This is a genomic window from Legionella wadsworthii DSM 21896 = ATCC 33877 (assembly GCF_000701265.1).
Classification (GTDB): Bacteria; Pseudomonadota; Gammaproteobacteria; order Legionellales; family Legionellaceae; genus Legionella; species Legionella wadsworthii.
The window spans coordinates 105,848-118,891 of sequence record NZ_JNIA01000025.1 but is presented as its reverse complement, the minus strand read 5'-3'; the positions used below and the strand labels follow the sequence as shown (position 1 = coordinate 118,891).

The following is a 13,044-nucleotide window of genomic DNA, read 5'->3' as shown; positions in this document are numbered from 1 at the left end:
ACTTGGGCTTTGAATCATTCCTTGATGTATATATTATCATACTTTAAAACAATATTTTCCTAATGGAGTTGCGGCTTATTTCCGTAATACAGCCATTGGCACCCTAAAATACCCAAGGAAATTTAAATGGAACTCATAAATAAAATAATCCATCTTGAAAAACGGTTACTTGCGAGGAGTGAGCCTGTTGAAAATTTAATCCATCTGATCGATGATGAGTTTATAGAATTCAGCAGTAGTGGTGCAGTTTATGATAAAATTGAGGCTGGCCGGTGGTTAGCAGAAAAAAATTCATCTGAAATAAAAGGGGTAGAATTTGAAGCAAAATGCTTGTCGGAAGAGATTATTTTATTAGCCTATATCAGTGAAATAAGACCAAACCCGTTTTCAAATGCCAAATTTGCACGCCGTGTTTCAATTTGGAGAAAGAATAAAGACAGATGGCAAATGGTATTCCATCAAGGATTATCTCTCGACAAAAAAAATCTGCCAACACAAGTCGAAAATAAATCTTTCGAATGATAGTACAACTGTGCTTTAATTCTTAAAATCTGAGTCCGTGCAGAGAGCCATTTCATTGAAGCGCCTCTGATTGTATTTTCTAGGAAGAGGGAAATGGTAACATTTTCATTTAGACTTCATTCAAGGAAGAAGTAATGAATTCCGGACTCAATTCATTTATTTTTTTTATTGCATTAATCGCAGGATTCGGTGGATTTTTATTTGGTTTTGACTCCAGCGTAATTGCAGATGTGAAAGACCAGGTGATGGTTCACTTCTCACTCTCCGAATGGCAATGGTCGCAAACAGTGAGTATTAGCATACTTGGTTGTGTATTTGGCATTCCGATGAGCGGTTATTTTGCAGATCGAATCAGTAGGCGTTTCCTTTTAAAAATCGCTGCTGCAGGTATTTTTTTAGGGACAGTTTTCTGTGCCCTAACCCATAGTTTTATTCTCTTGTTCATTGGCCGTTTCGCTATAGGGGTTTGTATTGGAATTGCATCGTATATTGCACCATTATTCATTGCAGAAATAGCGCCTCCAAATCGCAGGGGTACTTTAGTATTACTCAATGGTTTAACGATTACTTTTGGTCAGGCAATAGCTTACCTTATCGGATACTTCCTACACGATTATTCAACTGACAGTTGGCGTTTTCTGTTGGGTTTCGAAAGCATTCCTGCACTCATTTTATTTTTTGGAATCCATTTTACACCGCATTCACCGCGTTGGCTTATGAGTCAATATGGCATGGAGAAAACGCTAAATTTGTTAAAACGTATCCGCCCGCCCGAATATAATATTCACCAGGAAATCGCTGAAATTCAGCAAAGTATCCGGCGCACGCAAAATAATCGGGGTTTGTTTAAAGCCCCCATTGTCTTGGTGCTGGCAGTAGGTATTCTTTTGGGAATATTTCAACAGTTAACAGGAATTAACGCATTCATGTATTTCGGACCTGTTATTTTTGAATCAGCGGGTTTTTACCCAATCTCGAACGCAATTTTGGCTACTTTTTGGATGGGGGTAATCAATTTCCTATTTACGATAGTCACTGTATTTTGCATCGATAAATTAGGCCGACGGTTTTTGCTATTAAGCGGTACCCTGATTGCGGCCTTGAGTCTTTTTGTCAGTGGGATAATATTTAGACTGGATTTTTTTGGGCAGAAATTCTGGATTTTATGTTCTTTATCGACTTATGTGATGGGTTATTGTATTAGCCTTGGTTCCTTGTTTTGGGTTTTAATTTCTGAAATTTATCCTTTACCCGTTCGCGGTCTGGCCATGAGTATTGCCACCGTAGTGCAATGGGCAGCAAATTTTGTCGTCTCCCTCTCTTTTTTGTCTCTGTACCAAAATTTAGGTGTTACCAGCACTTTTGGCCTATTCGGTTCTTTATGTGTGTTGGCATTTACCTTTATTTATCTATTCGTTCCTGAGACTACAGGTATCTCTTTAGAAAAAATCGAAAAAAATTTACTCTCTGGCATAAAAATTAGAGACATTGGCCAACCCGTATCAAAAATCAAATCCAAAGACTATAGGATACTCAACGAATAATGATGGATTATTCACTCACAAATACGGCCCTACTTCCACAAAGTTGAACAGGATTAAAACATGTCCTCCTTATAAAAATACACGATACAAGATTTTAATGCTTTGATTCACTTATTTTCCTCCATAGCGCTCAAGGTAAATGAGGACTCAAAAAAGGTTTTTATGAATTTCAGATATTGAGCTAAAGACATATTATCCTGTTTTTTTTCTATCTAATCTCGTGTTTGGTACTATTTCAGATGAAATAAACCAAGATCTCACAATAAAAAAGTGATATGGAAAGCTTAAATATAGGAATTCTTACATTCCATAAATGCATCAATTATGGAAGTTATTGGCAAGCCAAATGTTTGATTAAAGGACTGCAGGCTCGTGGACATGAGGTCACGATTCTAGACCACCATTCAACAAGTATCAATATTGCGGAATTGAAATGCGCTTATCGCCCTCTCCTTCCCACTCAATTAAACCGAGCCGATTATCCTCTGTACCGAGAAAAAATACAGGGTTTCTTTCGTGCTTTCCAATCACTGCCACTGTCGTCTCCGTTTAATATCAACAAGCCTGAAGAGATGAAGGCGTATGATGTGATCGTCATAGGCAGTGATGAGGTGTGGAATTTGACCCATCCTTGGTATGGAAAAATCCCGATATTTTTTGGAGAAGGATTATTCGCCAAGCGAATTATCTCTTATGCCGCAAGTTTTGGAAACTACAGTGCCTGGAATGGATTGGAGCCTTACTGGATAGAACAGCTAAAAAATTTAGACCAAATTTCCGTACGAGATGAGAATGCGCAGGCTATTTTTCGACATGCATTAAATTTTAATCCGGAAATTGTACTGGACCCGTGTTTGGTTTTTCCTTTAGAAATCGATGGAGGCAAAACGGCGGTTTTGCAAGATAACTTTATTGCCATATATGGTCATCATTTCTCCAATTCTTTTATAGCAAAGTTGCGAAAGTGGGCAAAACAAAAAAATATGACACTCATAAGTATTGGGTATCGTAATGATTGGGCTGATAAGCAATGGATAACGGCCAATCCCAATGATTTTGCATTATTTATGGCTAAAGCAAAAGCAGTAGCCACCAATTTTTTCCATGGTTGTATTTTTGCTTTGAGGAATAATAAACCTTTTATTTGTGAACCCACTTCTTATCGCAGCATCAAATTGCTGTGTTTGATGGAGTTACTAGACGGTGAAAACCACATTGTCTACAACCATACTCCCTCAACGGTTTTCAATGGTTTGCTCAGTAATCTACCTGAAGAAAAAATGATTCATAAAATAGAATTCTTAAAGGCAGTATCTAATGCCTTTCTTGATGAGGCATTAAAGGTTTAATATGGACTATTCCAATAAACGGGTAAGCCCTAAAAAATTGATTGAGGAGGGTCTGTGTATTGGTTGCGGCTGTTGTGTTGCTTTGTCAGGCATTCCTGAAGCAAAAATAGGATTTGATCGTTATGGACAACTCATACCCAAAGGACCCGAAGAGTGGCTCAATGAACCTGACGAAAGATTTAATAAAACATGTCCGTTCTCTCCAGTGTCTCAAAGTGAAAATGAGCTTGCGCAAAAAATTTTCTCTGCTGATTCCCTCTATTGCGACGCTTCGGGATATTTTCAAAAGGCATTTGTTGGCTCTGTGGCAGAGCAAGACTTTCGCCTGCAGGGAAGTTCGGGAGGGATGGTCAGTTGGATGGCTACCGAACTACTGAAAAAAGGTCTTATCGATGGGGTTGCCCACGTAGTTGCCGTTAAAGAGCAGCATGAACCAGGAGAAAGATTTTTTCGATACAGAATTTCGAGAACTGAACAAGAAGTCAGGGAAGGAGCTAAGTCTAGATATTATCCGACTGATCTTTCTGAAGTGTTGCAAATCATCCGTTCTCAGCCAGGTCGGTATGCAGTGGTGGGTATCCCTTGCTTTATTAAGGCAATACAGCTATTGAGGCAAGAAGACCCGCTTTTTAAAGAGCGCATCATATATACACTTGGGTTATTCTGCGGCCATATGAAAAGTTCTCGGTTTATCGAGAGTATGGCAACACAAATGAATGTACCTGTAGATTTGATTCAGGAGATAGATTTTCGCTATAAAAATCCAGATCGTCCTGCAAATTGGTACAATACAATGTTCACTTTGAAGGATGGCACCAAGGTGAATAAAGATTGGTGGCATTTGGTCGATGGGGATTGGGGTGCAGGTTTTTTTATGAACTCTGCATGTAATTACTGTGATGATGTCACTGCGGAAACAGCGGACATATCTTTTGGGGATGCATGGGTTGAGCCCTATTCTTCGGAAGGTATGGGAAACAATGTAGTGGTAACACGCTCTTTGGAAATAGAACAAATGATCGCGGAAGGCATTAAAGAGAAACGATTGCATCTTGATGCGGTGAATGGGGAATTCGTAGGGGATACACAAGCAGCAGGTCTAAGGCAGCGACGAGAAGGGCTCGCGTACAGGTTGTCTCACGCGCGTATGAAAGAAATGCTGCACAAACGCGTAGCGCCTGGCGCAAAGAATCTTTCCTTCAAGCGCAAATTAATCTATCGCATGCGCTATTTCATTTCCAAATGGAGCCATAGGATATTTTGGGTATCCAGTAAACTAAATTTCCCTCAGCTCTATATCATTTGGGCAAAAATGTCGGTGGTCATTTATGATGGTTTAACGTACCAAAGAGGTATTTTCGGTAAATTAGTGAAGATGATACTGCGGCACAGCAAACATCCTCCAGAGAATTAATACATCAGGTAAAGTACAAGTGTTCTCTAGTGAAAACCTGTTGATATTAATGAAAAACCTTAAGTGACTAGTTATAAAAAGCAAATATAAATTACCTCATTAATCCTATAGGATAAATTGACAGATTGCGGCAGGTTTAATGGATGCGCTGCGCTGTACGTAAAAGGAAGTATTATATGATTGAAGCAGTTAAATTTTGGAATGAAGCAAATAATAAGTCTCATTGGGATTTTCAATTAGATCCCGACTGGATTATCTACGCCAATATGGTAAAGATGGCCGCTGAAGCAGTAAAAGCTGAAAATCCGGGAATACTCAGAGTTTTGGGAGGTATTTCCCCCATAGATCCCTTATTTATCCAGCGAATGAACCATTTAGGTGTATTGGAAAATCTCGATGCGGTAGGGGTGCATGGTTTTCCTCTGGACTGGAATAATTGGTCAATTCATCAATGGAAAGAAAAAATATCAGAAATTGAGGCTGTTGTTGATTTGCCTGTGTGGGTAACTGAAGCTGGCGTTTCTTCTTTCGGAGCGGAAGAGGTGCAGGAATTCGGGCTCATTCGTACTGCTGAATTGCTGATTGGTCGTGTGGGAAAAATACATTGGTATAGCTTATATGATTTACCGAAAGCTTGGGAGGCAACCACACGTCACAAGGAAGCGGAAGGATCGTCTTATTACCGCCATTTCTATATGGGTTTATTAAAAGAAAATGGCGAACCCAAGCTCGCACTACGAAAATTTGCGGATTACACGCCCGCTTTAGGTATCTGCCAATGGTTTCACTTTGACGATCATCGACTTGAAGACGCAGTAAGCTGGTTGAGGAGATTGGGGGTGAAAAGTGTGCGGACAGGATTAAGTTGGTCGGATTATCTGAAGCCTGGGGGAGAAAAATGGTTGGACAAAATGATGAGTGCACTTCAAGAGTTTGATCTGACGGTGACCTTCTGTTTTACGCCGGAATCTAGAGGTATTCAGCCGCATCATACGAGCCCGCCTCAAAAAATTGAAGAGTTTTCTGATTTTTGCGTGAAGATGATTAAACGCTATGCCAATTAATTCTCAAGGATCCTATTGGCATCCTGCGAAAAAGAAGGTCAGGATGCAAGGCACGTAATCGTGCCGTTTTCAGGAGGCACTATGACCAATTTTCTTCTGATACGCCATGGAATGAACGATGCAGTAGGGAAAGTGCTCGCTGGGCGTTTGCAGGGTCTTTCATTAAATACTGAAGGCCGGTTTCAAGCAGACAAACTGGCATTACGTCTTGCAGGACTTCCCATATCTGCCATCTACAGCAGTCCTCTGGAGAGAGCAATAGAAACTGCAGAGCCATTGGCAAAAATTCTTCATTTAAAAAATATCATCATGAACGAGTTCACCGATCTGCAATATGGGGAATGGACCAATAGGAAAATAGATGAACTTGAAAGCTCATCCCATTTTCGCCAATTCAACCAATTCAGAAGTTTTTGCCGTATTCCTGGTGGAGAATCAATGCTTGAGGCCCAGTATCGCATGATTTCAGGAATGGAAAAATTATTTATCAAACATACACAAGAAATGATTGCAATAGTAACCCATGCAGATTTGATCAAATCTGCAGTTGCTTATTATGCAGGCATTCATTTAGACATGTTTCACCGTATTGAGATTAGTCCAGCCTCTGTCAGCTGGATTGGGGTTGATGAGCATTCTGCACGTATTTTTTTGTTGAATGATTCCGGAGAAATAAAACCAGAAAGGATATGACTTATGTTAAAGGAAGAAAAAGAAAGGTATCAAATAGAAGAACCCAAGGGAAAACTGGGTGTATTGATTCCTGGTTTAGGAGCAGTGGCTACAACGCTTATCACTGGTGTTGAGGCCATAAAAAAGCAATTGGCTTTACCTATCGGTTCATTAACGCAAATGGGGACGATTCGACTGGGGAAACGGACTGAGAATAATCAACCCCTGATAAAGGATTTTGTTCCGCTTGCTCTGATACAAGACTTAGTGTTTGGCGGTTGGGATATTCGGGATGAAAGTGTATATGAAACCGCGATGCGGGCGGGCGTTTTAGAACACAATTTACTTCATCTATTAAAAGAAGATTTAGATGTGATACGCCCAATGAAAGCGGTCTTCAATAGTGCTTACGTCCAAAATATTCAAGGAAATCATATAAAAAATACATCCTGCTACTATGATTTAGCCAAAGAGTTAATGAGCGACATCGAACATTTCCGGATAAAAAATGATTGCTCACGGGTGGTCATGATATGGTGTGCCTCTACAGAAAAATACCTTGAATCCTCTCAAGTCCATACCACTTTAGAACGATTTGAAGAAGGATTAAAAAATAATCATCCTGCGATAAGTCCTTCAATGATTTATGCTTACGCGGCAATAAAATCAGGTGTTCCTTTCTTAAATGGGGCGCCTAATCTAACTTGTGACATCCCTGCTCTAATTGAACTGGCAAAATATACTTCAACACCCATTGGCGGTAAAGATTTTAAAACAGGGCAAACTCTGATGAAAACTATTGTAGCTCCTGGTCTGCAGGCGAGGGCATTAGGTATTAGAGGATGGTTTTCTTCCAATATATTGGGGAATAGCGATGGATTAGTCCTGGATCATCCTGATAATTTCAGGACGAAAGAAATCTCAAAACTAAATGTTTTAGAAGAGATATTGCAACCGGATTTAAATCCAGAGCTCTACAGTAATATGTACCACAAAATCAGTATTAATTATTATCCGCCCCATGGAGATAATAAAGAAAGCTGGGATAATATTGATATTTTTGGATGGCTTGGCTATCCCATGCAGATTAAAATTAATTTTTTATGCAGAGACTCCATATTGGCCGCACCTGTAGTCCTGGATCTTGCTCTATTTATAGACCTTGCAAAAAGAGCTGGAATGTCTGGAATTCAGGAGTGGTTGTCCTTTTATTTTAAGTCTCCTCAAACAGCAGTGGGACTTACTCCCGTCCATGATGTGTTTAAGCAGCTTATTAAACTGCAGAATACCCTACGTCACATGATGAGTGAAGATCTAATAACCCACTTGGGGCTGGATTATTATGATTTCAATCTGGATAGAACTTATGAAGAAATTCCTTAATGAGTGAAGCGGATATGGATTTGGATAAAAGCTGCCGCAAAACTAAATTTGATCCTGTTATTTAGCAACAGAACCTATTAGATGAATTGCTGCAGCAGCTTAAAGTAGTAAATATCCATCGTTAGAGAAAATTAGGTATATGCAAGTCCGCTAGTTGCTACGCGTTCATCAAATTCAGTGACTAAAAAATCAATTTTTTGACCTAGTAGGTTTTTTCCAATTATTTTTTCAGAAGCTTTATAAAAACTATGAGAAAGATAAGACATATAGCCTGAACTATTTTCATCCGATTTACGCCGTTGGATGCCTTTTTCTTCGGATGCCATACTCGATAACAATAACTTCATTAACGTCTGATATTCTTCATTATCTTCTTTCTTTTCAAATCGATGATAAAGGCTAAATGCATTCTGGATGTATTTTAGAATCATTTCTTTTTTTGCATTAAAAATATCTCGTTCCACTTTTTTAGTGGCAATATCAAACTCTTTGTTCAGAATGTATTGATATAAGACATAGGAAAACTGGTTAATCCAGGGAATTTCCCGATTATCACAGAATTCGGCGGAATCATTGATTTCGGTAACTAATGTGTCACTTTTTTTATAAAGTTCACGTACAGCATTAATGAAATTAATTAAACTCACAGTGAAAAAACTTTCATAAAGATCGGTGGTGAATTCTTTTTTTAGTTCTCTGTTGTGTTCGGCTACCGCTTCTTTAACTTTTTTTAAAGCGGCATTTGCATCTTTTATAATCTGATCGAAATAATGGAGGTAATCATCGCCTTTTATTTCAATTTCTTTTATTTCTTTAATGAAACATTTAGCAAAATCATTTCTTTGAACAACTAATTCGGCTTCATAACCAGGGTATAGTTTTTTTCCAGTCTCTTCTAAATACGTGTCCAGTATTTTTTGACAATAATGTTCTGTTATTTCCTTAAAAATGCCCATTCTCCCTCTCTCATTTAGTTAGACATATGTACCCGGGGGTATTCCATTCTATGGTCAACATCATTATTTAATTCGATGTCCTTTCGTAAGTGTAAAAATAATAGACTGATCGTGCATAACTGATTTTCCAGTTTAATTATTTATCATTTCTTGATTGTCAGTTTGCTTTACAAATAGTTAAGATAGTCATAGTGCCTAATAATAACTCATTGTAAGTTGCAGGAAAAGTAATTGATTTTAGTTTATTTGATTGAGTAAAGATAATGAAATTTCGAAAAGATAGATTCTATTTAAATTATATTTGGTTTCCCTCCTTCAGGGATATCGTTCTAAGGATAAATTGGAGATGGCTCTCTTCAAAGATGATAAATTAAAAACCAGCAAAAAATCATTTTTTAAGGCAAAAATAGAGAAAGCGCTACAAACGACAATGGATGAATGTATTGCGAGCACGTCCGCATTGGTTATTAATCCATTAACTAAAAAAATCGTGAAAACACGAATGGATCAGTACAATAAAAATAGTTGTATCGCAATGAATGCAATCGGAATTATCCGCTCTTTTTTATTTAAGATTTCAAAATATATGGAGGAAAAAGCATTATTTTTTTTTGATGCCAGCGCCGCCATAAGATATACCATTGCAGAATGCAGGGGAGGTAATTGTGAACATCAAGCTTTTTATTTAGCGACATTATTAAGGCAACAAAACATCCCTGCCTTGATTTATGATATTGAAGACATCCAACATTCAGTTGTGATTACAAATGGTTTTCTACTTGACCCCTGGGCTGGGGTGACATTCTCACTTTCTGAAAACAATATTAATATGTTTTATGGCTCATCACTAAACATGAACGCCTCATGGTTAAACCGTTTACTTAGTAATAAAGAATTCATGTACCCTCAAAGATTAAATCCAAACAGTTTAAGCTTTTATTTCGCACAACCAGCTGAAGATTTAGAAGTGATGGTTCCTTGCTGCCCTTTACTTTAAATGTATTAATGTTTTTTCCTATTGAAGAATATTTCGATTTTTAGTTGGGTTAATTTATGCCACAAATTTACTTAATGCGATAAGAAGTTTTCTACAACCCTGAGTTTTAAGGCATTTCCTTCAATGCATCATTCCCCTTTAATTTCAATAAAGGATTTGCCAAGGTGGAGATTGAAAGAGGTAATTATTTAAACATATTCTATAATTATAAAAAAAAAGAATTCCAGGATTTGAAATGCACGAAAACTTCCTTTCTGTTTTGTTGAGTCCCATGTCGTTGTTATTTCTGATTAACGCATTTTTTTTGATTTTTTTGAGTTCCTTTGTATGGTCTATTTTGTACAATATGAACTATACACGCTCTTTGTTTGAGCCTTTGAAAGAAGAAAAGGAATCGGGATTATTACTGAAGGCGGCATTCTTTTCTCCTGTATTACTCCTCGCGTTATTCGCTGAATACCAGTGGTCCTTATTAGCCAAGGTTGATTTTTTTCCATTATTGAGCTCCCCTTTTGTTCGCTATAACTTTTTCGGAGTTATTATTTGTTTCATTGGATTAATTTTTATTAAATATTTGGATAAAGAAAAAGAGGCTGAACAATTTCAAATACCTATTTTCTTTATCGCGTATGCTATCGTAATTTATTTAATCTATTTAATTATTCTTATCGCGACCGTCGTTACCCGATTGAACGCTTTCCCAGACGGATTCCTAAGAAATTATTCCTACACCATGGCTGGCAGAATCAATTTTACGATAATTTATACTTTGTTTTTAATTCACTTAATTTTCGTTTTCTTTACAGTGTCGATAAAAGCTGAAGTAAAAATTATTCTTTTATTTGTTTATACGGTAATTTTAGCGTTCATATACACCATTGTAACTTAAAATAAATGGATATTGTTTTGACTAGAAAGGAGACTCAAAAGATGAGTCCCCCAGTTATTTAACAAACACTGCCTTAGGGGCATCGAAGCTGTAAATGATGCCAAAATCTACTTGGGCTGTATTTGGGTAGATTCGTGTGTCTTTTGTCACATTGCCAAACGGTTCAAACACATGGCTTTTTATTCTGCTGTAGTTAATCTGGCTGTAATCCATCATAAAAATCCAGTTATTGATCACGTTGTAACGAATTCCAGCACCATAACGGATGCCGCTACGATTGCTAGAAGAGCTCTGGATAGTTGGATCGGATTCATTGATTTTTACATGACCATTGGTATAACCAACTCGGCCATAAGCTAAAAAGGCATCGGAAAAGAAGAAACCTGGTAAAATACTTACTCCCTCACTGTATTTCACTGTAAAAGTTGTTTTAGAAAAATTGTGATGAATTCGCTCATCATTCGTCAATTTATATTCGACAGAGCTAATATTGGCATTCGCTTCACCGGCCAAATAAAAGCGGTTATGCCGCCAGCCATACCCACCGAATAAAGTGCCAAACACACCAATACCTGAAAAATGATTTTTATCTATAACATCGAAAGTACCGGGTCTCACCACATGGGCTTCTTGCGTAAAATGGGCCCCCTCAGGTCCGAACCCTGCACCCACGTAAAAACCTGAAAAGGAAGGAGGTGCGAAACATAAAGAAGAGAGACCGAAAATTAAATAGGTTTTCCTTAATTTAAACATGAAATTTCCTTTAAAAATAGAGAGATGCTTCCCCTGGTATGGTAATTTTTTAAAAGCATCATAACAATTATGTTTTTTTATGAGAAGCTATTTCCTTCCTTTAAATCTTCATTATTTTCTGCTACTTCGCCAAAGGTGCTTACTGGAGGCAAAGGCCTTTGGTGAAAGGAATATAAAAGGCTATAAACTGCCGGTGGTGTGGAAAATCTGCCCACTGCAGGTGTTTCATTTATGTTAATTTTGTTTTCAGCAAGCTTTGCAAGGATATCTATTTTAGTCTCCGCAATTATTTTTGCCGCTTTTTTTAATATCTCAACTTTAATGGAAGGGGTTTTGTCCAATGCGACCCTTCCAAAACGTTCTATTTCAGATTGAATCAAGTCCATAAAGCTTTTCTTAATTTCTAATGTTCCATATAAAGTGGATGAGGAAAACTGTTGTGCATAGAGGTGACTTGTCATGGTTTTAAGTAAAGTATGCCAACTTCTATCGTGGAGTATCCATAATATGGGGTTATTCGGGAATTCTACATAAGATTTCTGGATGTGCTCTGCACCCGTTTCCATGAACGAGATCAGTTTGATTTTTAGGGCATCAATATCATGTGCAAATTGATCCAGTCCCTCGTGCACTGACTCGGTTCGAAGAAGGGGATCCATTTCATTTTCCTTTATTTTCGCCTGTCTTAATAATGTGATCAAATCACCTCCTTCTTGAAATTGTTGTTTTAATAAATTAGCCGACTCAATGTAGCAATTCGATGATTGTGTTGCTATTCCCGGATGACTGTAGACAGAAAAGTAGGTTTCGCAAATCCCCAAACAAGCACGGTAAATACTTAAGGCATAGGCGAATTGACACATGAAAACTTGAGCCATAGGCGTATACACTTTTTCAGGACTAAAACGATACAAGTCATTTTCCGGGAAAAAAATCAAGGGTAAACCGCTTTTTAAAACATGATAATCAAAAGCCGCTACAAGGCTGGGGTTTTCTGCTGAATTTGCGATTGCCTGAGCCGTTTCCACCAGGGTTTTTTCCTCAACCAAACACCGCTCCATTGCTTCTTGAACCATATTGAAACTAAAAACAATTTCTTCTCCCTTAGCAGTTTCAGTAAGCTTCTTTGTTCTCCAGGCATTAAAGAAATAGTCCTTCAATAGTTTTCTCATCTCCAACATTGTTTTACGATAATGTTCCATACGAACATAGATGGGCTGGGTAACTTCAGTCATCTCCTTTTGGTAGAGTTCTAATTTCCCTTCCATAATCTTCTCCTTCTTAATTCCTTTTCTTGTTGTAATTACTACAGTGAGCCAGGTTTGGTGTCAAGGTGTTTAATTTTCTTGATGATTTTTATGGAAATAAAAACTTTTTTTATAATGCTTTAGTGCGCTATGTTGCTTGCGTTTATTGTTATAAAATAATTTTAAGGCTTTAGCCTGCTCGGACCACGACGCCAAAATATTGCACTGGGGAAAATAAAATGATGATGAAGGAA

Annotated in this window: 12 protein-coding genes; 9 read left to right on the top strand and 3 right to left on the bottom strand. The window is 37.8% G+C overall.

Going from position 1 to position 13,044, the window contains the following annotated elements; all coding sequences use genetic code 11:
• The first annotated feature begins 126 nt into the window (after window positions 1-126).
• From BU07_RS0105145 to BU07_RS0105115, 7 genes are all read left to right on the top strand, one after another.
• Window positions 127-522: a DUF4440 domain-containing protein gene (locus tag BU07_RS0105145; protein WP_051635472.1), complete on the top strand. Its 396-nt coding sequence runs from the start codon at window positions 127-129 to the stop codon at window positions 520-522.
• A 134-nt stretch (window positions 523-656) separates the two neighbouring features.
• Entirely contained in the window at window positions 657-2,066 is a 1,410-nt protein-coding gene (locus BU07_RS0105140) for a sugar porter family MFS transporter (protein WP_031564029.1), read from the top strand.
• Window positions 2,067-2,341: 275 nt separating this feature from the next.
• A complete protein-coding gene (locus BU07_RS0105135; RefSeq protein ID WP_031564028.1) occupies window positions 2,342-3,415 on the top strand; it encodes a polysaccharide pyruvyl transferase family protein in 1,074 nt (357 codons plus the stop codon).
• 1 nt (window position 3,416) lies between these two features.
• A complete protein-coding gene (locus tag BU07_RS0105130; protein ID WP_031564027.1) occupies window positions 3,417-4,829 on the top strand; it encodes a Coenzyme F420 hydrogenase/dehydrogenase, beta subunit C-terminal domain in 1,413 nt (470 codons plus the stop codon).
• Window positions 4,830-5,005: 176 nt separating this feature from the next.
• Window positions 5,006-5,893 (top strand): beta-xylosidase, encoded by an 888-nt coding sequence (locus BU07_RS0105125; protein WP_031564026.1) that lies wholly within the window; start codon window positions 5,006-5,008, stop codon window positions 5,891-5,893.
• Window positions 5,894-5,974: 81 nt separating this feature from the next.
• Complete coding sequence (locus tag BU07_RS0105120; RefSeq protein WP_031564025.1) at window positions 5,975-6,586, top strand: histidine phosphatase family protein; 612 nt, start codon at window positions 5,975-5,977, stop codon at window positions 6,584-6,586.
• 3 nt (window positions 6,587-6,589) lie between these two features.
• On the top strand, window positions 6,590-7,948 hold the full coding sequence (locus BU07_RS0105115) for an inositol-3-phosphate synthase (RefSeq protein WP_031564024.1): 1,359 nt from the start codon (window positions 6,590-6,592) through the stop codon (window positions 7,946-7,948).
• A 131-nt stretch (window positions 7,949-8,079) separates the two neighbouring features.
• Here BU07_RS0105115 and BU07_RS0105110 read toward each other — a convergent pair whose 3' ends face one another.
• Window positions 8,080-8,904 carry a hypothetical protein gene (locus tag BU07_RS0105110; protein WP_031564023.1) on the bottom strand — a complete coding sequence of 275 codons (825 nt, stop codon included), beginning with the start codon at window positions 8,902-8,904 and terminating at the stop codon, window positions 8,080-8,082.
• A 346-nt stretch (window positions 8,905-9,250) separates the two neighbouring features.
• Here BU07_RS0105110 and BU07_RS0105105 point away from each other — a divergent pair, with 346 nt between their 5' ends.
• Both BU07_RS0105105 and BU07_RS0105100 read left to right on the top strand, forming a co-directional pair.
• Window positions 9,251-9,901 (top strand): hypothetical protein, encoded by a 651-nt coding sequence (locus BU07_RS0105105; protein WP_031564022.1) that lies wholly within the window; start codon window positions 9,251-9,253, stop codon window positions 9,899-9,901.
• Window positions 9,902-10,136: 235 nt separating this feature from the next.
• Entirely contained in the window at window positions 10,137-10,790 is a 654-nt protein-coding gene (locus BU07_RS0105100) for a hypothetical protein (RefSeq protein WP_031564021.1), read from the top strand.
• Between the two features lie 54 nt (window positions 10,791-10,844).
• Here BU07_RS0105100 and BU07_RS0105095 read toward each other — a convergent pair whose 3' ends face one another.
• Window positions 10,845-11,543, bottom strand: coding sequence for an outer membrane protein (locus BU07_RS0105095; protein ID WP_031564020.1), 699 nt, complete (start codon window positions 11,541-11,543; stop codon window positions 10,845-10,847).
• 77 nt (window positions 11,544-11,620) lie between these two features.
• Window positions 11,621-12,811 carry a hypothetical protein gene (locus BU07_RS0105090; RefSeq protein ID WP_031564019.1) on the bottom strand — a complete coding sequence of 397 codons (1,191 nt, stop codon included), beginning with the start codon at window positions 12,809-12,811 and terminating at the stop codon, window positions 11,621-11,623.
• Window positions 12,812-13,044 lie beyond the last annotated feature (233 nt).